Genomic DNA, 21716 nt, shown 5'->3' with positions numbered 1-21716 from the left:
GGGTCACTTTGGGAGCGTGTCATAGATCATTCCTGAGCGACACACTCCCAAAGTGACCCCGCTCGCAGATTGAGGAGGCAGCGGCAGCGCGGCAGCGCGGCCGCGGCAGCGCCGCGCCGCTAGTGGTGCACGGGGTGGCGGCGCTCCAGCGCCGACCCCTCGACGTCGACGTTCGGGATGATGCGGTCGAGCCACTTCGGCAGCCACCAGGCGCCGCGCCCGACGAGATGCATCAGCGCGGGCACGAGCAGCATGCGCACGACGATCGCGTCGAGCAGCACGCCGAGCGCCAGGCCGAAGCCCATCGACTTGATCATCACCGAATCCGATGCGATGAACCCGCCGAATACGGCCACCATGATGATGGCCGCCGCGATGACGACGGTCCGCCCGGCCCGGAATCCCTGCGCGACAGCGAGCTTCGCGGGCGCCCCGTGGGCGTAGGCCTCGCGCATGCCGGTCGCGAGGAAGAGCTGGTAGTCCATCGCGAGCCCGAACAGGATGCCGACGAGAATCACGGGCAGGAAGCTGAGGATCGGGCCGGGGTTGTGCACCCCGAGCCACTCGCCGAGCCAGCCCCACTGGAACACCGCGGTGACGGCCCCGTAGGTCGCGAAGAGCGACAGCACGAAGCCGCCGGTCGCGATGAGAGGCACGACGAGGGAGCGGAACACCATCACCATGATGAGGAAGGAGAGGCCGACGACGACGACGAGGTACAGCGGCAGCACCTCCTGCAGCCCTTCCGAGATGTCGATGTTGATGGCGGCCTGGCCGGCCACCCCGAGCGCGATCTCGCCGTCGACGGGCGGGAGTTCGCGGAGGTCGCGCACGAGGGTCTCGGTTGACAGACTGTTCGGCCCCTCGGCCGGCACGACCTGGAAGGCGGTGAGACGGTGGTCGTCCGAGACGGCAACCGGAGCGATCGCATCGATGTCGTCCATCGAGGCGAGCTCGCGTGCGACGGCGAGCTGCGCGTCGAGCACTCCGTCGTCGTCGAGCCCCTCGGGCAGGTCTGCGGTGATGAGCAGCGGCCCGTTCACGCCCTCGCCGAACGCCTCGTCGGTCAGCGTGTACGCCTCGTAGGCGGTCGAGCCTTCGGCCTCCGACCCGCCGTCGGGCAGACCGAGACGCATCGACATCGACGGGATCGCGATGACGAGCAGCACGACCGTGGCGACGACCGCCGTGACGACGGCGCGCAGGTTCGTCATGGGCTTCACGCCGCGATTCACATCGGGGGCGGTGCCCGGTTCGCCGGCCGCTGCGATCGAAGCCCGCGCACGGGCCTTCTTGCTCAGCAGGCGCGTGCCGGCGAGACCGAGCAGCGCCGGGGTGAGGGAGATCGCGATGAGCACTGCGACGGCGACGCTGACGGCGCCTGCCGTGCCCATGAGGCCGAGGAATGGGATTCCCGTGATGTTCAGCGCGAGCAGGGCGACGATCACGGTGGTGCCTGCGAACACGACCGCGTTGCCCGCGGTGCCGTTGGCGAGCCCGATCGATTCGACGACGCCGGCGCCCTGCAGCATCTGCTTGCGGTGCCGGTACAGGATGAAGAGGGAGTAGTCGATGCCGACGGCGAGGCCGAGCATCACTCCGAGGATCGGGGTGACCGAGGCCATCTGCGTCACGCCGGAGAACGCGAGCGTCGCCATGGCTCCGATGCCGACGCCGACGAGTGCGGTGACGATGGGGAAGGCGGCGGCGAGGATCGAGCCGAGCACGACGATGAGCACGATGGCCGCGATGACGACGCCGACCGCCTCGCCGACGCCGAGGATCTCGGGCACGCCCTGCGAGATGTCGGTGGAGATCGCGACCTGCACCCCGTCGACGGGCGTGCCTTCGAAGTGCTCGACCACCGCGTCCTTCGTCTCCTGCGAGAGGTCGAGCCGGGGCTCCGTGAAGGAGACGTTCACGAGCGCGGTCGCCTCATCGGCCGATACGACGCCGATCTTCTCGGCGTAGGAGGCGAGCTCCGCGCCCTGTTCGAGCTTCGCCTGGTTCTCGTCGAGTTCGGCGATGCCGGCGTCGAGCTGCTCCTGCTGCGCGTCGAGCTCGGCGTTCCCGGCGTCGAGCTGCTGCTGCTGCGCTTCGAGCTGTGCGAGCTGGGGCGCTCGCGCTTCTTCTGGCATCTCGATCGCTGCCAGCTGGGCGCCGGCCGCGTCGAGTTGCGCCTGCCCCTCGGCGATCTGCGCGCGGGCGGCGTCGAGCTGCTGCTGACCGGCTTCGGCTTGCGCTCGCCCGTCTGCGATCTGCTGGCGTCCGTCGACGATCTGCTGCTGCTGGTCTTCGAGTTGCTGCTGGGCTTCGAACGGGTCGATGACGTCTGCCACGTCGGGCAGGTCTTTCGCTGCCTCGGCCAGCTCCGAGATGTCGGATCGCTGAGCGTCGGTGAGCGGCGCCCCGTCCTCGGAGTGGAACACGACCGTTCCCGAGGCGCCGCTGAAGTCGGGGAGTGATGCTTCGAGCTCCTCGAGCACCTCGCCGGAGGCGGTTCCGGGAACGTCGAAGCTGGAGCTCAGGCCCTTGAACCCGATGAGGAACCCGCCGACGGCGATGCCGAGGATGACGATCCACGCGAGAATCACCGTCCACGCGCGTTTCGCGGCGAAGGTTCCCAGTCGGTGCAGCAACTCGGCCATGCAATCTCCCCAGTTCGCGGCGGCCGCATCAGGCGGGCCGCCATCGTCGTCGACCAGCAGGGGCTAAGATAACACGGACCGTCTCGTCTTTACTGAATGGAGGTCACGTGGCAGCGTCATCCCGCAGCGGCCCGGTGCGCAGCGAGGCCGCGCGCCAGGCGATTCTGCAGGCAGCCGTCGAGATGCTCGCGGAACGCGGCTACGACCACCTCGCCATCGAGGGCATCGCTTCCCGCGCGGGCGTCGGCAAGCAGACGATCTACCGGTGGTGGAAGTCGAAGAGCGCGATCATCGCCGAGGCCCTGCTCGAGGGCATGATCCTCGCAGAACGGCTCGAGGTTCCCGACACAGGCGATGTGCGCCGGGATCTGACGGCGTGGCTGCGCGCCGTCGGCGATGTCCTGCTCAGCCCGCAGGGTGAGAGCCTGGCGCGCTCACTGATCGCCGCGGCGACCGACAACGCCGATGTCGGTCAGCGTCTGCGCGACGTGATCGCCGGATCGGGGTCGGGCGCCGTCTCGACGCGGCTCACGGCGGCGCTCGGAAGCGAACCGCACCTGCCGCCTGGCGCTCCGGTCGACGACATCTCCGAGGCGCTCGTCGGGGCTCTCCTGCTCCGCGCGCTGAGCCGCACCCCGCTCGACGATGACGCGATCGCGGCTCTCGTCACCGTCGCCGTGGGCCCGCCGAGCCCCTGAACCGCTACGCCGCCAGGCGCTTCGCGAGACGATGCTCGAGCCCGAGCCGCACGCCCGCCCACTCTGGCTCGGTGATCGAGAACACGACCGTGTCGCGCTGATACCCGGCGGCCGGCCGGAGGTGGGCGCGCAGGATGCCGTCCTGCTTCGCGCCGAGCCGGGCGATCGCTGCGCGCGATTGATGATTGTTGTGGTCGGTGCGGAACTCGACGGCGCTGCACCCCCACACCTCGAATGCGTGCTGCAGCATCAGCAGCTTCGATTCGGGATTGGTGCCGGTTCCCTGCGCACTTGCGGCGTTCCAGGTCGACCCGATCTCGACGCGCGGCGTGAGCGCATCGATGTTCATGAAGGTCGTCATACCGATGATCGCGCCCGTGTCCGTGCGACGTGCGGTGAACGGGAGCATCGAACCCGCGTCCTGCAGCCTCAGGCGGCGCCGGATCTCGGTCTCCATCTCGTCGGGTGCCGGGATCGTGGTGTACCAGAGCTTCCACAGCTCACCGTCGGAGCTCGCCGCGGCGAGACCCTCCAGGTGGTCGAGCGAGAGAGGGTCGAGCGTGACGAGAGAGCCGCTGAGCGTACCCGGGTGATCGAGTGCCATATGCGTCATTCTGCACCGGCTGGTGCCTCGCGGCAATCAGCGGTGCGTCGCTGCGAACCGGCCCTCGTGCGACACGGCGCGCTGCTCCGCGGCTTCGGCGGCTTCGGCGGCTTCGGCGGCTTCGGCGAGGATCGCGCGCGCCACCCGGTCGTGGATGCGGAACGGCAGCGAGTCGAGCCCGGGCCGGGTGAACGCTCCCCCGGTCGGTCCGGCGACGAACGGACCCAGCCCGAACTGTCTGGTTCGGCCGGGGATGCGTCCGCCTGGTCCGGTCTCGATCTGCCCCGTGGTCGATGCGCCGGCGTCGCCCACGGTGAGCTCGGAGACGCGCCCAGACGCCACCAGCTGTCGCAGCAGGGGGTTGTCGCTGCGCGACGCTCGAGCCTCGGGCAGCCAGGCGTCGATCAGGGTGCTCGCGGTGATGCTCGCACTCGCGACCGCGGTCTCGCTCACTACGGCGGTGCCGGTCGCCGTGAAGGCCCCGCCGTCTTCATCGGCGCTCACCTGCAGCTCGCCCCCGAGAAAGCGCACGACCCCGGCGTCGGCGAGGGCGAGGAGCTCTGCGAGCCGGTGGCCCGGAGGCCCGCTGGCGAGATAGCTGAATGTGGCATGCCAGCGGCGCGGGAGCAGCTGTGTGCGACTTCGAGCGTTCCACCGCTCGGGGGGAATCTCGGCGAGCGAGATGTAGACGTGCAGGCCGGTCATGAAGAGGGCCTGGGTGGCGCTGTGCCGCTGAGCGGTGCGGTGTCGCAGATCGGTGCTGACGTGCTCGACGACGCGGTGGTGCACGTCGCCGCTCGGCGTGCACTCATCGGGACGACCGGGCGGCTGCGGCTCGCGGCCCGCTGGCGCGAAGGCGAGCGGACGCTCGAAGGCTTCGAGATCGAAGCGATCATCGCAATCGGGCACATGCGTCGCGATGAGTTCGGCGAGTTCTGCTGAGGCGTAGCCGCCGTCGCGGGTGAGTGCCGCGCGCAGGAGCGGCCAGAACGCCGCCCAGTCGCCGACGACGCGCTCGGCGTGACCGGTGAACAGCTCTCGGTAGTACCCGGTGATCAACTCGTTGGCGACGAGCGGCCAGACGTCGCGCTCGAAGTCGAGCGGCTCGTCACGGTGCTCGACGGCAGCGCGAAACTCGGCCCCGACGTATTCGAGCACGGTGGCATCGCCGACCATGCGGCTCGTGATCTTCGACCGGTAGGGCACACCGCGGCGCGAGCCGAGATGCAGCACCGGCTCGCGGCCGCTCGGGGCGTACTGCAATGCGCCGCGAGCGTTCTCGAAGAAGCGGCCGCCACGTCCGCTCGTGAGCATGACGATCAGGTCGATGGCGGCGAGCCCCATGCCCCGAACGATCACATCGGTGCCCGCTCGGAGGTGGTCGAGGGAGAGGTCGGCGGTGAACGCGGGCGCCACGTACTCGAGCCCGTTCCGCCGGGCGAAACCGGCGAGGCGCTTCGACTCCGAGGAGGGCTCGGTGCCGTTGTGCCCGAGTGCGTAGACCAGGATGTCGGCGTCGAGTGCTGCGCCGGATGCGAGGTGCACGGATGACCGGTCCGACTCGGAGTCCTGGTGATCCTCGACCGCGACAGCGATGTCTCGATGCCATTCGACCGTGAAGCGGTCGGACGCGCGACGCAGCGTCTCCTCGTACACCCATCCGAGGTAGGCGCTGTTCAGCCGTCGAGTGGGGAAGTCGCGCGCCTCGATCTCACGGATCTCCCGTTCGACGGCCTCGTCGGCCCATTCGGGCATCGGGATCCCGCCTGCGCGCACGCTCCGCACCCATTCGGCGAGCGAGAGCCCGGGGGCGACCGGCCCGTCGAGGGTGCAGGAGGGGTCGGTGAAGCAGGCGACGTCTTCGAGCATGGAGTTGAGTTTGAGCAGCGGCGACTGATCGCGCCGCCAGATGCGGCCGCCGCCCGGGTGGTGCGGATCGACGAGGTGCAGCTCGATCGGCAGCCCGGGGCGATCCCGCTCGTGGTTCGCGATGAGGCGCTCGAGCAGCATGATCGCCGCGGGGCCGGCCCCCACGCATACGACGACGACCGGATCCGCTCCGCCGGCCTCCCACCCGTCGCTCACGGCTTCGGCAGCCCGGGCGGATTGATGAGCGACTCGGCGATCGCCTCGTCCTCCTGCCCCCAGCGCTCGAGCACCGCGTCGTACTGCCCGTTCTCGATGAGGGACGCGAAGACGAGCTGCACCGGTTCGACGAGCCCGCTGCCCTTCGCGGTCACGGCGCCGATCTGCCCGTCGACGGGATAGGCACTGTTGAATGCGCCGACGATGCGCGTGTCTCCGAGCGTCTGCTCCCGGAAGGCGGCCAGCGCGTAGGGCTCGATGCTCGCGTCGGCGCGGCCCGAGGTGAGCGCGAGCAGCCCCGCTGCCGAATCGTCGTAGTAGACGGCTTCGCCGGGGTCGATACCCGCCTCCTCGTTCTGGGCGAACCAGTCGAGCAGGTACTGCTCCTGGTTCGTCCCGCTGCCCACGATCACCTTGATCCCGGAGACGTCGGCCGGCTCCGCGATCTCGGTCACCTCGGAGTCCTCCGCCACGGTGAACGCCATGACGGCGTCGCGATAGGTGGCGAAGTCGAAGAGCTCCTTCCGCTCCTCGGTCACGCCGATGTTGATGAGGGCGACGTCGTACTTGCCCGATTCAACGCCGAGCGGCCAATCGGCCCACGCGACGTTCTCGGGCGCGTATGCGAGATCGAGCCCCTCGGCGAGCAGGGATCCGAAATCGGGATCGCTGCCGATGATGGTCTGTGCGTCGTCCTCTGCGAAGAAGGAGGTGGGCGGGGATCCCGCGCCGAGAATGGCGACGGTGAGCTTCCCCGCCTGCGCCGGCTCGAAGCCGCTGGCGGCGAGGGCCTCGACGGCCTGCGGAACAGGGTCCGTGTGCGGGCGGGTGTCGAGGTTCGAGGTGGCGAGGTCGAAGGCGGCTTCGGAAGCAGGTGCGGTCGATTCGGTGCTCGCGCCCCGGCGCTGCTCATCGTCGGTCACGAGCGCCGAGCAGGCGGTGAGGGCGCAGGCGGTCGCTGCGAGCGCGGCGAGCAGGGCCGCACCGCGCCGGAGGGAACGGTGGTGCTGCGGGGAACGGTGGCGACTGGCGGTCATGTGATCTCCATCGGATGCGGCGCGGCGGGATCGCGGCACCGAGTGCTGGGTGCGGAAACGGGAGCGGCGCTCGGTCACGGGCGCGGCAGGCCGGGAGGGTTGACGAGAGACTCGGCGACGGCCTCGTCCGAGAGGTCCCAGCGTTCGAGGGCTTTCGCGTACGTGCCGTCCTCGATGATCGCGTTCAGCACGATCGAGACGGGTTCGATGAGCCCGTTGTCGCGAGCCGTGGTCACGCCGATCTGGGCGTTCTCGGGAAACCCTCCGTTGAGCGTGCCGACGACCTTCGATTCACCGCTCACCGCGGCGACGTAGGACGCGGTCGGATTCGGCCCGAAAATGGCGTCGACCCGACCGGATACGAGCGCCAGCTGGCCTGCGGCGTTGTCGTCGTAGTACACGGCTTCGCCCGGTTCGAGTCCGTTCCGCTCGTTCTCCGCGAACCAGTCGAGCAGAATCTTCTCCTGGTTCGTCCCGCTGCCGACGACGACGGTGAGTCCGGCGACATCCTTCGCCTCGGCGATCTCCTCGATCTCGCTGTCGGCGGCGACGGAGAACGCGAGCACGTCGTTGCGGTGCGTCGCGAAGTCGAACAGGTCTTTCCGCTCTTCGGTGACGGTCACGTTCGAGACGACGACGTCGTACTTGCCCGACTCGACGCCGAGCGGCCAGTCCGCCCACGCGACGTTCTCAGGCGCGTACTCGAGGCCGAGCCCGTCGGCGACGAGGTTCGCGATGTCGGGCTCGATGCCGAGGAGGGTCGCGTTGTCGTCCTCGGCCAGGAATCCGAGTGGTGCCTCGTACGCGGAATGAGCGACGGTCAGCTTGCCCTCCTGGATCGGATCGAACCCGCTCGCCTCCAGTGCGGCAACCGCCTCTGGCACGGGATCGATGCGCAGGCGCTCGTCGACGCTCGCGCTGGTCAGGTCGAACGGGGAGTCGCCGGCGGGCGCTGCATCTGCCGCGCTGCCGGGAGCGGCGTTCGCCTGCTCCTCCTCCGTCACGACCGCACCGCAGGAGGTGAGGCCGGCGAGCGCGAGCACGGCGAGCGAGACGAGCGCGACGCGGGAGCGGAGGCGCGGCGCGGGAGCGGAGGGTGTGGGGATCGTGGGCATGGGTGACGTCCTTCGTGATGGTGATGCGGTGGATGCAGAGCGGATGGGCGGATGGAGCGGCGACGGCGTCGCGGCGGCCGACTCGTCGTGAGCGGGCTCGAGTCAGATGACCCAGTCGAGGAACTCCTGCGTGCGCGCCTGCTCGGGTGCTCGCAGCACCTGCTGCGGAGTGCCCGCCTCGATGACGCGACCCGCGTCGAGGAATACGACATGGTCGGAGACCTCTGCGGCGAATCCGATCTCGTGGGTGACGATGATGAGTGTGGTGCCGCTATGGGCGAGGTCCCGGATCACACGGAGCACCTCGGCCACCAGTTCCGGGTCGAGCGCGCTGGTGGGCTCGTCGAACAGCAGCACGTCGGGCTCGAGCGCCAGCGCACGGGCGATCGCCACGCGCTGCTGCTGGCCGCCCGAGAGCTGGCGAGGATAGTGGTCGGCGCGATCCGCGAGCCCCACGCGCTGGAGCAGCACCTCGGCCTGCGCGATCGCCTCACGCCGCCCGGCCCGCTTCAGGCCGATGGGGGCTTCGATGATGTTCTCGAGCGCGGTGAGGTGCGGAAAGAGGTTGAAGTTCTGGAACACCATGCCGACGCGGGTGCGGCGCTCGAGCACGTATTTCTCGTGGAGCTCGTGCAGCTTGCCGCCGCGCCGCTCGTACCCGATGTACTCGCCGTCGATGGTGATGGCGCCCCCGTCGATCGTCTCGAGGTGGTTGATCGCGCGCAGCAGCGTCGATTTGCCCGAGCCGGAGGGGCCGAGCAGGCTCACCACCTGCCCGGGTTCGACGCGGAGGGAGATGTCGTGCAGCACCTCATTGGCTCCATACGACTTGTGGACGCCGCTGATCTCGACGAGGCCGCTCCGTTCGGAAGGGGCCGCCGACGAGGCTTCGGTGGTGAGAGTCATGCGATGCTCCTACTGGGCGTGCGCGGTGATCGCCGCGACGGAGTGGGTGGACACGGGGCCGGTCGTCGCGATGGTCCGACCGTTTCGAGCGGCGCGCTCGCGAGGGCCGTGGGATCGGCCGCCCGAGAGCGCCGTGATCTTGCGGCGCAGGCGCTGCAGCGGGGTCGGGGGCAGTTCTCGGGCGGTGCCTCGGGAGAACCGGCGCTCGATGTAGTACTGCACAATGCTGAGCACCGTGGTGAAGATCGTGTACCAGACCGCGGCGACGAGCAGCAGCGGCACCACCTGCTGGTTGCGGTTGTAGATGACTTGGACCGTGTAGAAGAGTTCCGGCAGGGCGACGACGAAGACGACCGATGTTCCCTTGAGCAGGCCGATCACCTCGTTGAAGGCGTTCGGGAGGATCGCTCGCGCCGCCTGGGGCAGCACGATGCGGAAGAAACGACGAGCACGCGGGATGCCGAGCGCGCGTGCCGCTTCGAGCTGGCCCTGATCGACGGAGAGGAGCCCGCCGCGGATGATCTCCGCCGAGTAGGCCGCCTGGTGCAGCGAGAGACCGAGGATCGCCGCGACTGATCCCGACAGCAGCCGCACGGTGTCGAACTCGACGACGAAGAAGTCGTATGTGAACGGCCAGCCGATGCCGAGCGTCGGGAACAGGTACCCGAGGTTGTACCAGATGACCAGTTGCACGACCAGCGGAACCGAGCGGAAGAACCAGATGAACCCCCAGGCGAACGAGCTCAGCAGCGCAGATCCCGAGAGCCTGCCGAGGGCGAGGATCCCGCCGAGCGCGAAGCCGACGACGGCGGAGACGGCGGTGAGCCAGAGGGTGAGCCAGAGGCCGCGCAGCACGGCGTCGTTGAAGAAGTACTCGGCGAAGACGCTCCACCGCCATTGGGGGTTGGAGAAGAACGTCCAGATGAGCTGCGCGAGCAGGAACACGGCGACAGCGCTGAACGCCCAGCGCCACCAGTGGCGCAGCGGTACGACGTCGAGCTGGTGCGGCTGCGCAGCGCGGTCCGCCGCCTCGGTCGTCGGGGTCTCGAGTGTTGCGGTCATGATGGGTCCTTCTGCGCGGTGGGAGTGAGTGGTGCCGGTGCGATCCCGGTGATGCCCTGCGCCACGGGCGCCGCCCGGCCGACGATCGGCGGAAGCGTCTTCGCGAATGCGTGGATGCCGATGGTCGCTGCGTCGAGCGCCTGGTCGAAGAGCGGTGTGTACCCGGCCCTGAGGTAGAGCGCGACCGCCTCGGGCTGGCGCGGCCCCGTCGTGAGCGTGACCCGCTGATAGCCGAGGCGACCCGCCTCCTGCTCGAGCGCGCTCAGCACGCGCCGCGCGAGCCCGCGCCCGCGGAGGTCCGTACGGGTCCACACGCGCTTGAACTCCGCCGTGCGCTCGTCGTATCGCATGCACGCACCGCCGGAGACGGGCTCGCCATCGAGCAGCAGCACGATGAACGCGCCGTTCGGGGCCGCGAAGGCGTCGAGCGGGTACCGATTCATCTCGACCGCCGCAGGCTCGCCGAACACTTCGACGCCGTACCGCGCGTCGTACTCGCGCTCCAGGTCGGCGAGCAGCGGCTGGGCGAGCGGATCCGACGGGTGCACGATGCGCACTTCGAATGCCTCGCGATCCGCCGTCGCGCCCCCAGCCGCCGAGGTCGCGAGCGACGGAGGAGCCGCGGTCATGCCGCGACCTCGTCCCGGCGCACCGGTGCCGCCGCCGCGGGAGGCTGCGGCAACCCGAGCGTGCGCCGCAGGGTGACGGGCGCACCGGTCTCGGCGTCGGTCTCGTACCGGTCGCGGAACACGCCGCGCTCCTGCAGCACGGGCACGACTCGGTCGACGAACGGGTCGAGGCCGCCCGGAGTCAGGTGCGGCACGAGCACGAACCCGTCGGATGCGCGCCCCTGCACGTAGCGGTCGATCTCCGCCGCGATCGTCTCGGGCGAACCGACGAAGGTATGAGACGCTGTCTCGGCGGCGACCAGCTGTCGGAGCGTCAGCCCCTCGGTCGCCGCCCGATCCCGCAGGGCCGCGGCGCGGGCGACGCGATCCTCGACTCTCGTGGAGACCTGACCGAGGCGCTGATCGCCCTCCGCGGGTTCGACCGACGGAAGCGGTCCGTCCGGGTCGAGCCCGGGGAGCTCTCGACCCCAGATCGCCTCGATCCAGGCGACCGCGGTCTGCGGAGACGTCTGCGCGAAGCCGATCTCCCGAGAGATCTCCCGAGCGTCGGCATCGCTGTCGCCGATCGCGAACGTCGCCGCGGGCAGAATCAGCAGCGAGTCCTCCGTGCGCCCCGACGCCGGCAGTCGACCCTTCACATCGCGGTAGAACGCCTGACCCTCGTCGAACCCGGTGTGCCGGGAGAAGATGATCTCGGCGTTGGCCGCCGCGAAGTCACGGCCGGCCGGGGAGTCTCCGGCCTGCACGATCACGGGGAAGCCCTGCGGGCTCCGCGGCACGGTGCTCGTCGCGGAGACGTCGAACTGCTGGCCGCGGTGGGCGACCTCGTGCACGCGGTGCGGGTCGACGAAGCGCCCCGCCGCTCGGTCGGCGAGCACGGCGCCCGGCTCCCACGACTCCCACAGGCGCTTGGCGAGTGCGACGAACTCCTCAGCTCGGGTGTAGCGCTCGTCGTACGGGAGATACCCGCCGCGGCGGAAGTTCGCCCCGTGGAAGGCGTCGGACGAGGTGACGACGTTCCATCCGACCCTGCCGCCGGAGAGATGGTCGATGGTGGCGAGCTGCCGCGCGAGCTCGTAGGGCTCGTTGAACGTGCTGGAGAGGGTGCCGACGACCCCGATGCTCCGCGTCACCGATGCCATCGCGGCCAGGATCGCGAGGGTCGCGGGTCTGCCGGCGACATCGAGATCGTGGATCTCGCCGCCGTGCTCGCGCAGGCGGAGCCCTTCGGCCAGGAAGACGTAGTCGAACAGCCCGCGCTCCGCCGTCTGCGCGAAATGCTGGAACGAGGCGAAGTCGATCTGGCTGCCGGAGGCGGGGTCGCTCCACACCGTCGTGCTGTTGACGCCGGGAAAATGGGCGACGAGTCGTGCCTGTCGTGCGCTCATGCTGCGACCTCCCGTGCGGTGCGCTCTCGTTCGTATCGGTTCGGGGCGGGGGCGAGCCCGAATCGCTCGCGGAGGGAGACCGTCTCCTGCGTCTCCGGGCTCGCGAGTCCCCGCGCCCGCAGGAGCGGCAGCAGTTCTGCGGCGATGAGCTGCAGGTCGAGCGGCAGTGCTGCGGGTCGGAGGCGCACTCCGTCGATGCCTGCGGCGCGCCATCGGGCGATGGTCTCGGCGATGTGCGTCGGGGGGCCGCTCTCGATGCGCGCGTCGCTTTTGAACGGGGCTCCGGCGAGATCGTCGAGACGTGCGATGCGATGCGCGCCCGGTTCAGCAGGGGTGTCGAGCGCCACGACGAGGTCTGCGACGACGCGCAACGGCGGCAACCCGAGCGTCGCACGATCGACCGCCGCTTCGGCCGCGCGCACCTCGGCGACGATCTCGGCGACGTCTGTGCCGGACGATGCGCCCGCCGGGCGTGCGTCGTGCTCGGGTGTGACGAATACGACATCGGCCGCCCGCGCTGCGAGCTCGTACACCGGCGTGGCGTGCGCCAGCAGCGTGACCACGATCTGACCCTGCGGCGAGCGCGGCACGATCGAAGGGCCGACGACCGAGAACTCCTCGCCGACGAAGTTGATGCGGTGCACGCGGTCGCGGTCCAGGTACCGGCCCGTCGATGCGTCGCGGATGACCGCGTCGGCCTCCCAGCTGTCCCAGAGCCGCCGCGCGACCTCCGCGGCATCGGCCGCACCGGACACGAGCTCTGCCAGCCCGGCGTCCCGCTCTCCGGCGAGGACCGCTGCGGTGTCGACGCGGGGCGCTGGCCTGCGTCCGAAGGCTGCAGCCGATTCCGGGTCGGCTGAGATGCGCAGTTGCCACCCGGCGCGGCCCGCCGAGATGTGGTCGAGCGTTTGCAGCGCAGTCGCAACGTGGAACGGTTCGGTGTGCGTCGTGGTCACCGTCGGGATGAGCCCGATCCGGTGCGTGCGCGCTGCGATCCAGCTCGCCGTGAGCAGCGCGTCGAGACGCCCCTGGACGACGGTGGGATCGACGTGCGCCGGGGATCCGGTCGCCGGCTGCACCCGCAGCTCGTCTGCGAACGTGACGTAGTCGGCTCCGGCGGCTTCGGCGATGCCGACCAGCTGCTCCCAGTAGGCGGCGGAGAAGAGCTCGTCGGGTCGCGCGCTGCCGTCGCGCCAGGCGGCGGGGTGCCAACCGGCGCCGTCGAGCGCGATGCCGACGGTGAAGGGTGCCCCAGTTTGATTGGGTTCGGTTATGGAAGACATGCGGTGAGCTTATGGCGCGAAATCGCGATCGGGGAAGGAACATGACGAACGATGACCATTACGCACTGTTGCGCTGCACTCGCCGAGCGACGTGAAGACCGACCTACACTGAGCAGCAGCTCCCGGGATGAGATCCCGAGGCGACTCCGCGACATCTCACCGTGGATCACGACCGCCCGCCCATAGCAGCGGTGGTGCCGCGCGGCCCCCGCCCGCCCCCGCCGCGCAGCCGCGCCCTCGGCACAGGCCGTTCGCGTGCCGCTGCCCTCCCGAAGGGAACGATGTGTCCACCCTCTCCGTCATCGTCGGCAACCCGAAGCCGCACTCGCGCACCCGGCAACTCGCCGAAGCCCTCGCATCACGCATCGCCGCCCGCACCGGCGCCGACACCCTGCCCACCGTCGATCTGATCGATCACGCGACCGACCTCTTCGCCTGGCCCGCAGCGCGCGTCGACGCCATCAGCGCCCAGCTGCGCGCCTCCGACTACGCGATCATCGCCACACCGACCTACAAGGCCAGCTACACGGGGCTCCTGAAGGCATTCCTCGACCGCTACCCGGCGAACGCGCTCCGGGGCGTCACGGCCGTCCCGGTCTTCACCACCGCCTCCGATGAGCACGCGCTCGCCGTCGAATTCACGCTCCGCCCCCTGCTGGTGGAGCTCGGAGCGAGCGTGCCGACGCGCGGGCTCGCGTTCCCGACGCCGCACTTCGATCGCCGCGACGTGATTCTCGACGCCTGGCTGGAGTCGGAGGGCCGGTGGCTGCCTTCCGCACCGGCACGATCGGAGGTCGACGCATGAGCTCTGCGACCACTTCCGCGCTCATCCCCGCCGCGCCCGCCTCCGCCTCACCTCCCCCCGCCGCACCATTCGGCCAGCGTGAGTTCCGCGATGCCATGGGCGCCTTCGCCTCCGGCATCACCGTCATCACGACCCAGAGCGCCGAGGGCCCGGTCGGCTTCACGTGCCAATCATTCACCAGCGTGTCCATCGACCCGCCGCTCATCTCCTTCTCCATCGCGCGAACCTCGAGGAGCCTCACTGCTGTGCGCGCGCACGGCAGTCTCGTCGTGAACGTCCTGGGCGCGCAGCAACGGGACTTGAGCGGGCAGTTCGCGCGCTCGGGGACCGACAAATGGGCGGGCGTCGAGTGGGCCCCGTCTGAGATCAATGGCGCGCCGGTGCTCGCGGGCGCACTCGGCTGGGTCGCGGGAGCGGTCGAGCAGGAGATCGAAGCCGGTGATCACCTGATCTTCCTCGTCGCCGTCTCCGGGATCTCGACCGGGGTCGAGAGCGACCCTCTGCTCTTCTACCGGGGCGCCTACCACGAGCTCGCCCGACAGGCCTGAGGCGGCGGGGTTAGCGCCTCAGCTTCTGGTCAGGGTGCCGATCTCAGCGCCCGGATCGTCGAACACCGTCAGCGTGTTCCCGCTCACCGAAGCCGTGTCGAGACGGTCGAGCCACGACGTGAAATTGCCGCATGCCATCTGGGTGATCGCGACGTCGTCGAACTCGATCTCCGCATCGTCGGCCTCCCACCGGCCGGCGAGACGATTGCAGCCGTCGGTGCCCGAGAAGGTGCCGTCGTCGACGAACGTCAGCTCCGGAGCGGCATCTCCCTCGGCCTGCCCCGCCCACGTTCCGAGCACTTCGGAGGCGAGGGCGGAATCAGCTGCATCGTCGCGGGCATCGGGAGCGTCGGGAGCATCGGGGGTGTTCAGGCTCGGCACGCATCCGGTGAGGAGGACCAGCAGCACCCCTGCCACCGCGGTTCCGCCTGCGCACCGGGCGGCACGTCTTCGCATCGACACGGCGACTCCCCTCACTCGGCATCCCGGCACTCCACTGCGAGCGCCTCCGTGGGCTCCAGCGTACGTCGCGGTCCCGACTCGCTCAAGGCCGGCGAACGGGGCCTCGCGGCTCGCCGCGGCGCCTCGGGCAGCGCACCGGTCAGCGCGACGCCCCGACGCGCGCGGCGATTCCCGCGAGCAGCAGATCGAGCCCGCGGTCGAACAGTCGTCGATTGCGTTCGGCACCCGCTGGGTGATTCGCGAGCAACCCGCTGAGCACCTCACCGGCGCTCGCGGCATCGAGGATCGAGTCGGGTGAGAGCGTGTCGAGCGCCGCTCCGAAGGTGAAGGCGTCGATCACCTCGATCGTGGTGAGCAGCTCGCCCGCCGGGAGGCCCGCTTCGGCGAGCGCGTCGGCGAGCGCGTTGTAGAAGCGCATCACGTCCGGCTCGTCGATGACCGAGGTGACCATGTACTGGAGCACCCGCGGATGATCGGCGTACATGCGCCAGGTGCGCTCCACCTCGAGGCGAATGCGCTGCTCCCAACCAGACCCCGCAGGCACGTCCACGAGGTACCGGGGCACGAGCACTTCGCGCATCGCCCTGATCACGCCGTCGCGTCCGTCGACGTGGTGATACAGCGACGACACGCTCACCCCGAGCCTCTTCGCGAGCGGCACCAGCTGGAGTTCGCGACCGGATTCGGCGAGCTCGATCGCTGCGCGCCCGATGATCTCCCGGCTGAGTCGTGCGGTCTTCGGTCGCGCCACGTCTCCCTCTCCCGTCGCCGCGCAATGCCGGTGCACTGCAGGTCCGTATTGACAGATCCTCCCACACGGGGAGAACATGGTTGCGGTTAAACCGAAACCAATTCGGTTAACGCATCCACCCGGCGACGCAGCCGGAGAAACGAGTTCCCGTGTCACGCACGCAGATCGACGCCGATCCCCGGCTCCCGCTGACCCTCCGCAACGGCAGCGCGACCTTCCTCATCGCACTCGCCAGCCTGATGATGGCGAACCTCGCACCGTTCATCATCACCGCGCTCGGCAGCCTCGGCTTCGACCCCGTCGCCTCCGGCAACATCCTCACCTGGGCGCTGCTCGCCTCCGCCGTCGTCGGCCTCGGCACCGGCCGCATCGCCTCCGGCCGACTCCGCCGCCCGCTCGCCATCACCGGGCTCATCGTCGCCGTGGTCGCCTTCGGCGTCGCCGCGCTCGTGCCGTCATCGACGGTCATCGTCACCGGCCTCATCGTCGGCGGCGCAGGCGTCGGCGCGGCGATCTCGACATCGGGCGCCGCCATCGCGGCGCTGCGCAACCCGAATCGCATCTCCGCGACGAGCGGTCTCGTCAACCGAGCACTCATCACCGTGATCCTCGCGGTGATCCCCCTGATCGGCATCACCCAGGGCAGCGTGTTCGGCACGCTCGCACTGATCTCCCTCGTCGGGCTCGCACTCGCGGTGTGGCTGCCGAACGCGCCCGAGCACGCGGCGCCCGTCGACGTGACGCAGAGCCTGCAGATCGCCGAGCCCCGACGCATCACGCTCGCGGGCGTCGCGATCCTCTTCCTCTTCCCGGTCTGGGGCACGAGCGAAGACGCGATCTGGACGATGGCCCCGGTACTCGGCGACGCGCTCGCCATCGGCGAGCAGTCGCTCGGTTTCACGCTGAGCCTCTCCGCCGCAGGCGGGATCCTCGGCATGCTGATCGCCGCGGTGATCGGCAACCGCTTCGGACGCGCCTGGCCCCTGACCATCGCGCTCGCGATCGGCGGGGTGCTCAAGATCTGGACCGGTCTCACGGCCGACCCCACCACCTTCGCCGTGCTGATCATCGCGGTGAGCTCGATCTACGCCTTCGCCTTCGCCCTGTTCATCGCCACGGCAGCCGGCCTCGATGCCCGCGGCCGCTGGTCGGGGCCACTGCTCGGGGCCTACCTCGTCGGCTCCAGCTTCGCACCGCTCATCGGCGGCGTGCTCATCGAAGGTCTCGGCATCGGCCCGTTCACGCTCATCACCGGTATCGTCAGCTTCGTGGTGATCCTTCCGATGGTGTTCGTCGCTCGCGTATCGACCGGAGCCGAGCGCGCGCTCGCCCGCTCGGCGGCGCGGGCCGCCGAGCCCGTCCACTGAACACCCAGCCCCAGCCGCCGAGCACCCAGGACGCGGAACTCAGCACCAGCACCAGCAACAGCACCAGCACCAGCACCAGCACCGAAAGCGAGCCCCTCATGTCGGCCCCCACCACCGTCTACCGCAACGCCGTCGTCTTCACCGGACCGGCAGACCGCGCCCCGCTGGAGAGCTTCGCGGTCGCCGGCAACCGCTTCCTCGCCGTCGGCGACCTCGATACGGTGCGCGCCGCAGCCGGCCCCGACGCCCGTGAGATCGACCTCGCGGGATCCTTCGTCACCCCCGGGATCACCGAGGGCCACGCGCACATGCTCATGCTGGGTGAAGCGCTCGGCAAGGTCCAATTGCGCGACGCCGATTCCGTGGCCGAAGTGCAGCGCCGCTTGGCCGCCGCTCGCGAGGCGGACCCCGAAGCGGTCAAGCTCACCGGAGTGAGCTGGCGCTTCGACATCTTCGCCGAGGGCGAGCGCCCCACCGCGGCGATGCTCGACGCCGTCGTAGCCGACGTGCCCGTCGTGCTCGACGCGAACGATTTACATTCCGTCTGGGTGAACACGGCGGCACTCGACGCGATGGGCATCACCCGCGAGACGCCCGACCCGGTCGGCGGCGAGATCGTGCGCGATGCGGACGGCAACGCGACCGGCTTCCTGCTCGAGACCGCAGCGGTCAAGTACGCCTGGAGCTACCTGGAGACGATGTCGACCGATGCTGACCGCGACCGCTTCCTCGACAACGCGTTCACCGCATATCTCGAGACCGGCGTCACCGGGGCGACGGAGATGTCGTTCGGCCACGCCGAACTCGCGACCTACGGCCGCCTCCTCGACCGCGACGGGCGGTTGCCCTTCCCCGTGAACGCGCACTGGCTGCTCACCGCATCGGGCGATCTCGACACCGACCTCGCCGAGATCGCAGAGGTCGCGCGGATCCGCGACGAGGTCGCCGAGAAGTACGGCGACCAGTGGCTGCGGATCGCGGGCGTGAAGTTCATTCTCGACGGCGTCATCGATGCCTGCACCGCCGCGATGCGGGCACCGTACGCGAACGGTGCGCTCCCCGGTCCGATCTGGGAGCGCGAATTCGCGCTGCCCGTCGCCGTCGCGGCAGACGCGGCCGGCCTGCAGTTCGCCCTCCACGCCATCGGCGACGAGGCGAGCACCATCGCGCTCGACATGGTCGCCGAAGCCGAACGCGTCAACGGCCCTCGCGCAGACCGCCGCGCGCGGGTGGAGCATCTCGAATACGTCGCCGACGACACCATTGCACGCATGGCCGAACTGGGAGTCACCGCCTCGATGCAGCCCGTGCACTGCGATCCCGCCGTGCTCGACAACTGGCAGGCGGTGCTCGGAGACGAGCGCGCCGTCACCGGGTTCCCCTGGCACAAGTTCCGCGAAGCCGGCGTGCGACTCGCCCTCGGCACCGACGCGCCGACCGCTCCGCACGAGGCGGCCGACAATCTGTTCATCGCGCTCACCGCACAGTCGGTGCTCGAGCGCGATCGCGCGCCCTACCAGCCCGAGCGCGTCTTCACCCCGCCGCAGGCCCTCGAGGCCTTCACCGTCGGAACCGCGTACGCGACCGGACGCGACGACGAGCTCGGCAGCATCGTCCCGGGCTACCGCGCCAACTTCGTCGTCTGGGCGGCCAATCCCCTGGTCGAGGCCCCCGAACTGCTGCTCGGAGCATCGGCGGTGCTCACCGTCGTCGACGGCGAGGTGGCGACGGCCGACTGATCCTCGCATCAATAGACTGGTTCCGTCGTCGATCAGCCGAGGAGGCCCCAATGACGGAGCGCGAACACGCCGCAGCCCACCTCGATCTCGACGAGCTGGATCGCAAGCTCATCGCCGCGCTCCAGGTCGACGGCCGTACGCCCTTCAGCAGCCTCGCCCAGGATCTCGGCGTCTCCGCGTCGTCCGTGCGCTACCGGGTGCAGCGCCTGCAGGACAGCGGGCTCTTCCAGATCGTCGGCATCGCCAATCCGCTGAACATCGGTTTCGACCGCCTCGCACTCATCGGCATCAAGTGCGAGGCGGGCACCGCGCCCGGGGTGTGCGAGGCGCTCGCAGCGCTCCCCGAGACCAGCTACGTCGTGCTCACCAGCGGCGGTTTCGACGTGATGGTCGAGGTCGTGTGCCGCGACATCGAGCACTACACCGACCTCATGTTCAGCACCCTGCAGCAGGTGCCCGGCGTCGTCTCGACCGAGTCCTTCTTCGTACTGAAGGCGCACAAGCTCGCGTACGGCTGGGGCGTCGGCGACGGCTCGTAACTCCGACGCGCGTTCAGCGCGCTCCCTGGCGCGGGCACCGACGAGACAGCAGAATGGGCAGATGAGCATCACGGGAGAGCGCGTCGAGTTCGACTTCGTCGACGCACACGGTGTCGAGATCCGCTACTACGAGTGGCGCGCGGCCGAACCGGTCGGCGTCGTGCAGATCTCTCACGGCATCGGGGAGCACGCGCTGCGCTATGAGGCGTTCGCGCGCTTCCTCGCCGACATCGGGTTCACCGTCGTCGCCGACGACCACCGCGGGCACGGCGAGACGGGACGCCGTCAGCACGAGGGCGATCTCTCCCGACTGGGCCGGCTCGGGGTCGGCGGGCTCCTCGCCGCAGAAGCAGCGGTGCGCCGACTGGCCGAGATCGCCCGCGAGCGCCACCCCGGCCTGCCCCTCGTCGCCTTCGCGCACTCCTGGGGTTCGCTCATGGCCCAGCGCATCATGAACGAGCACCCGCGCACGTGGGACGCGGTGGTGCTCTCGGGCTCGGCGTTCCGCACCTTCCGCCACATGGAGAGCGGCAATCTCAACGCGAAGTGGGCCTCTCCCGAGGCCAACGGGTTCGAGTGGCTCAGCCGTGACGCCGCGGTCTCCGAGGCGTTCGCGAACGATCCCCTGTGCTTCGAAGCCGACATCCTGCGACTCTTCGGCGTCGCCGACGGCCTTCGCCTGTTCGGGAAGCCGGCATCCGGCCTCGCGCCTGACGTGCCGATCCTCATCGTCTCCGGATCGCACGATCCGTTGAGTCGCGGTGACGGCATCCGCCTGCTCGCCGATGCCTATCGGGCGAAGGGCGTGCGCGACGTGACCGTCAAGGTCTACGCCGACGCCCGGCACGAAATCTTGAACGAGACGAACCGCGACGAGGTGTTCGCCGACATCGCGACCTGGATCCAGGAGCGCGTCGCGAGCGACTGATCGCCGAAGCCGCAGTGTCGCTGTGCTCCGCGCGGGCGTACTCTGAAGTCATGAGCATGCACGGCGAGTACAAGGTTCCTGGCGGCAAGCTGGTCGTCGTCGATTTCGAGGTCGTCGACGATCGCATCACCGACTTCCGCCTTTCCGGCGACTTCTTCCTGGAACCCGATGATGCGCTCGGCTGCATCAACGAGGCGATCGAGGGGCACCACCCGAACGGCACGATCGAGGAGTTCTCGACCGCCATCCATCAGGCGCTCCCGAGCGAGGTGCACCTGCTCGGGTTCACGCCCGACTCGGTCGGGGTGGCGATCCGCCGCGCCGTCACCGGCGCCGCGCACTGGCGCGACTACGACTGGCAGATCGTGCACGAACCGCCCATCGCCCCCGTGCTGAACGCCGCGCTCGACGAGGTGCTCACCGCAGCCGTCGGCGAGGGGCTTCGCGGGCCGACTCTGCGCATCTGGGAGTGGAACGCCCCCGCCGTGTTCATCGGCAGCTTCCAGTCGGTGAAGAACGAGGTCGACGAGGAGCAGGCCGCGGCGCGCCACGCGCAGATCGTGCGCCGCATCTCGGGTGGGGGCGCCATGTACATGGAGCCGGAGGCCTGCATCACGTACGCGCTCTACGTCCCGGGAGAGCTCGTGCGGGGCATGAGCTTCGCCGACTCGTACGCGTACCTCGACGAATGGGTGCTCGAGGCGCTGAAGTCGCTCGGCATCGACGCGGTGTACAAGCCGCTCAACGACATCACGAGCCCCCACGGCAAGATCGGCGGCGCGGCGCAGAAGCGCCTCGGGTCGGGCGCCGTGCTGCACCACGTGACCATGGCGTACGACATGGATGCCGAAGCCATGACGCAGGTGCTGCGCATCGGTCGCGAGAAGCTCTCCGACAAGGGAACCGCGAGCGCTGAGAAGCGCGTCGATCCGCTGCGAAGCCAGACCGGTCTGCCGCGCGAAGAGATCATCGAGCGCATGATCGAGGTCTTCAAGCGCCGGCATGGAGGCACCGATGGCGAGGTCACCGAGGGCGAGTGGGATGCCGCTGAGCGGCTGGTCGAGAAGAAGTTCTTGACGGAGGAGTGGATCCGCCGCGTGCCGTAGGGCGCCGCCCGTGCCG

Annotated in this window: 20 protein-coding genes; 8 read left to right on the top strand and 12 right to left on the bottom strand. The window is 69.7% G+C overall.

All coding sequences use genetic code 11. The features are described from left to right. Nucleotides 1-119: 119 nt before the first annotated feature. Nucleotides 120-2648: an MMPL family transporter gene (locus WFH23_RS09645; protein WP_336662357.1), complete on the bottom strand. Its 2529-nt coding sequence runs from the start codon at nt 2646-2648 to the stop codon at nt 120-122. A 107-nt stretch (nt 2649-2755) separates the two neighbouring features. Between WFH23_RS09645 and WFH23_RS09640 the strand changes: the two genes are divergently transcribed. Next, nucleotides 2756-3346 carry a TetR/AcrR family transcriptional regulator C-terminal ligand-binding domain-containing protein gene (locus tag WFH23_RS09640; protein WP_090146034.1) on the top strand — a complete coding sequence of 197 codons (591 nt, stop codon included), beginning with the start codon at nt 2756-2758 and terminating at the stop codon, nt 3344-3346. A 4-nt stretch (nt 3347-3350) separates the two neighbouring features. On the opposite strand, the gene WFH23_RS09635 is transcribed toward WFH23_RS09640, so the two are convergent. The 9 genes from WFH23_RS09635 to WFH23_RS09595 form a co-directional block, all read right to left on the bottom strand. Continuing rightward, nucleotides 3351-3950, bottom strand: coding sequence for a GNAT family N-acetyltransferase (locus WFH23_RS09635; protein ID WP_090146032.1), 600 nt, complete (start codon nt 3948-3950; stop codon nt 3351-3353). 36 nt (nt 3951-3986) lie between these two features. After that, nucleotides 3987-6035 (bottom strand): FAD/NAD(P)-binding protein, encoded by a 2049-nt coding sequence (locus WFH23_RS09630; protein ID WP_336662356.1) that lies wholly within the window; start codon nt 6033-6035, stop codon nt 3987-3989. Next, the gene (locus WFH23_RS09625; RefSeq protein ID WP_336662355.1) at nt 6032-7072 is read right to left on the bottom strand and encodes a transporter substrate-binding domain-containing protein; all 1041 of its coding nucleotides are present in this window, start codon (nt 7070-7072) and stop codon (nt 6032-6034) included. Before WFH23_RS09625 ends, WFH23_RS09630 begins: the two co-directional genes overlap by 4 nt. Nucleotides 7073-7146: 74 nt before the next feature. Further along, a complete protein-coding gene (locus WFH23_RS09620; RefSeq protein WP_336662354.1) occupies nt 7147-8187 on the bottom strand; it encodes an ABC transporter substrate-binding protein in 1041 nt (346 codons plus the stop codon). A 102-nt stretch (nt 8188-8289) separates the two neighbouring features. Then, nucleotides 8290-9093, bottom strand: coding sequence for an ATP-binding cassette domain-containing protein (locus WFH23_RS09615; protein ID WP_090146024.1), 804 nt, complete (start codon nt 9091-9093; stop codon nt 8290-8292). 9 nt (nt 9094-9102) lie between these two features. Then, nucleotides 9103-10155 carry an amino acid ABC transporter permease gene (locus WFH23_RS09610; RefSeq protein ID WP_090146021.1) on the bottom strand — a complete coding sequence of 351 codons (1053 nt, stop codon included), beginning with the start codon at nt 10153-10155 and terminating at the stop codon, nt 9103-9105. Further along, a complete protein-coding gene (locus WFH23_RS09605; protein ID WP_090146019.1) occupies nt 10152-10784 on the bottom strand; it encodes a GNAT family N-acetyltransferase in 633 nt (210 codons plus the stop codon). The genes WFH23_RS09610 and WFH23_RS09605 overlap by 4 nt, the downstream gene beginning before the upstream one ends. Next, on the bottom strand, nt 10781-12172 hold the full coding sequence (locus WFH23_RS09600; RefSeq protein WP_200330577.1) for an NtaA/DmoA family FMN-dependent monooxygenase: 1392 nt from the start codon (nt 12170-12172) through the stop codon (nt 10781-10783). The genes WFH23_RS09605 and WFH23_RS09600 overlap by 4 nt, the downstream gene beginning before the upstream one ends. Continuing rightward, nucleotides 12169-13455 (bottom strand): LLM class flavin-dependent oxidoreductase, encoded by a 1287-nt coding sequence (locus WFH23_RS09595; RefSeq protein ID WP_336662353.1) that lies wholly within the window; start codon nt 13453-13455, stop codon nt 12169-12171. Before WFH23_RS09595 ends, WFH23_RS09600 begins: the two co-directional genes overlap by 4 nt. Before the next feature lie 283 nt (nt 13456-13738). Between WFH23_RS09595 and WFH23_RS09590 the strand changes: the two genes are divergently transcribed. Both WFH23_RS09590 and WFH23_RS09585 read left to right on the top strand, forming a co-directional pair. Further along, nucleotides 13739-14260, top strand: a complete 522-nt coding sequence (locus WFH23_RS09590; protein ID WP_336662352.1) for an NADPH-dependent FMN reductase — start codon at nt 13739-13741, stop codon at nt 14258-14260. After that, complete coding sequence (locus tag WFH23_RS09585) at nt 14257-14808, top strand: flavin reductase family protein (RefSeq protein WP_090147312.1); 552 nt, start codon at nt 14257-14259, stop codon at nt 14806-14808. The genes WFH23_RS09590 and WFH23_RS09585 overlap by 4 nt, the downstream gene beginning before the upstream one ends. Nucleotides 14809-14826: 18 nt before the next feature. Here WFH23_RS09585 and WFH23_RS09580 read toward each other — a convergent pair whose 3' ends face one another. Continuing rightward, on the bottom strand, nt 14827-15264 hold the full coding sequence (locus tag WFH23_RS09580; protein WP_336662351.1) for an META domain-containing protein: 438 nt from the start codon (nt 15262-15264) through the stop codon (nt 14827-14829). 145 nt (nt 15265-15409) lie between these two features. Further along, complete coding sequence (locus WFH23_RS09575; RefSeq protein ID WP_090146009.1) at nt 15410-16021, bottom strand: TetR/AcrR family transcriptional regulator C-terminal domain-containing protein; 612 nt, start codon at nt 16019-16021, stop codon at nt 15410-15412. Nucleotides 16022-16170: 149 nt separating this feature from the next. Between WFH23_RS09575 and WFH23_RS09570 the strand changes: the two genes are divergently transcribed. From WFH23_RS09570 to WFH23_RS09550, 5 genes are all read left to right on the top strand, one after another. Then, on the top strand, nt 16171-17388 hold the full coding sequence (locus WFH23_RS09570; RefSeq protein ID WP_336662350.1) for an MFS transporter: 1218 nt from the start codon (nt 16171-16173) through the stop codon (nt 17386-17388). 98 nt (nt 17389-17486) lie between these two features. Next, nucleotides 17487-19127: an amidohydrolase gene (locus WFH23_RS09565; protein ID WP_336662349.1), complete on the top strand. Its 1641-nt coding sequence runs from the start codon at nt 17487-17489 to the stop codon at nt 19125-19127. A 50-nt stretch (nt 19128-19177) separates the two neighbouring features. Further along, the gene (locus tag WFH23_RS09560) at nt 19178-19666 is read left to right on the top strand and encodes an Lrp/AsnC family transcriptional regulator (RefSeq protein WP_090146003.1); all 489 of its coding nucleotides are present in this window, start codon (nt 19178-19180) and stop codon (nt 19664-19666) included. Nucleotides 19667-19727: 61 nt separating this feature from the next. Continuing rightward, nucleotides 19728-20594 (top strand): alpha/beta hydrolase, encoded by an 867-nt coding sequence (locus tag WFH23_RS09555; protein ID WP_336662347.1) that lies wholly within the window; start codon nt 19728-19730, stop codon nt 20592-20594. 56 nt (nt 20595-20650) lie between these two features. Further along, nucleotides 20651-21700 (top strand): lipoate--protein ligase family protein, encoded by a 1050-nt coding sequence (locus tag WFH23_RS09550; protein ID WP_336662371.1) that lies wholly within the window; start codon nt 20651-20653, stop codon nt 21698-21700. Nucleotides 21701-21716 lie beyond the last annotated feature (16 nt).

Origin of the sequence: Leucobacter sp. USHLN154, from assembly GCF_037145595.1 — a bacterium.
Lineage (GTDB): Bacteria > Actinomycetota > Actinomycetes > Actinomycetales > Microbacteriaceae > Leucobacter > Leucobacter alluvii.
The sequence above is the reverse complement of the archived record's forward strand: the minus strand, read 5'-3'. Positions and strand labels throughout refer to the sequence as shown.

What these genes read in the sequence shown, in the direction of transcription:
- WFH23_RS09645 (WP_336662357.1), bottom strand. Translation starts at nt 2,648, where the DNA reads ATGGCCGAGTTGCTGCACCGACTGGGAACCTTCGCCGCGAAACGCGCG.
- WFH23_RS09635 (WP_090146032.1), bottom strand. Translation starts at nt 3,950, where the DNA reads ATGGCACTCGATCACCCGGGTACGCTCAGCGGCTCTCTCGTCACGCTC.
- WFH23_RS09625 (WP_336662355.1), bottom strand. Translation starts at nt 7,072, where the DNA reads ATGACCGCCAGTCGCCACCGTTCCCCGCAGCACCACCGTTCCCTCCGG.
- WFH23_RS09620 (WP_336662354.1), bottom strand. Translation starts at nt 8,187, where the DNA reads ATGCCCACGATCCCCACACCCTCCGCTCCCGCGCCGCGCCTCCGCTCC.
- WFH23_RS09615 (WP_090146024.1), bottom strand. Translation starts at nt 9,093, where the DNA reads ATGACTCTCACCACCGAAGCCTCGTCGGCGGCCCCTTCCGAACGGAGC.
- WFH23_RS09610 (WP_090146021.1), bottom strand. Translation starts at nt 10,155, where the DNA reads ATGACCGCAACACTCGAGACCCCGACGACCGAGGCGGCGGACCGCGCT.
- WFH23_RS09605 (WP_090146019.1), bottom strand. Translation starts at nt 10,784, where the DNA reads ATGACCGCGGCTCCTCCGTCGCTCGCGACCTCGGCGGCTGGGGGCGCG.
- WFH23_RS09600 (WP_200330577.1), bottom strand. Translation starts at nt 12,172, where the DNA reads ATGAGCGCACGACAGGCACGACTCGTCGCCCATTTTCCCGGCGTCAAC.
- WFH23_RS09595 (WP_336662353.1), bottom strand. Translation starts at nt 13,455, where the DNA reads ATGTCTTCCATAACCGAACCCAATCAAACTGGGGCACCCTTCACCGTC.
- WFH23_RS09585 (WP_090147312.1), top strand. Translation starts at nt 14,257, where the DNA reads ATGAGCTCTGCGACCACTTCCGCGCTCATCCCCGCCGCGCCCGCCTCC.
- WFH23_RS09580 (WP_336662351.1), bottom strand. Translation starts at nt 15,264, where the DNA reads ATGCGAAGACGTGCCGCCCGGTGCGCAGGCGGAACCGCGGTGGCAGGG.
- WFH23_RS09565 (WP_336662349.1), top strand. Translation starts at nt 17,487, where the DNA reads ATGTCGGCCCCCACCACCGTCTACCGCAACGCCGTCGTCTTCACCGGA.
- WFH23_RS09560 (WP_090146003.1), top strand. Translation starts at nt 19,178, where the DNA reads ATGACGGAGCGCGAACACGCCGCAGCCCACCTCGATCTCGACGAGCTG.
- WFH23_RS09555 (WP_336662347.1), top strand. Translation starts at nt 19,728, where the DNA reads ATGAGCATCACGGGAGAGCGCGTCGAGTTCGACTTCGTCGACGCACAC.
- WFH23_RS09550 (WP_336662371.1), top strand. Translation starts at nt 20,651, where the DNA reads ATGCACGGCGAGTACAAGGTTCCTGGCGGCAAGCTGGTCGTCGTCGAT.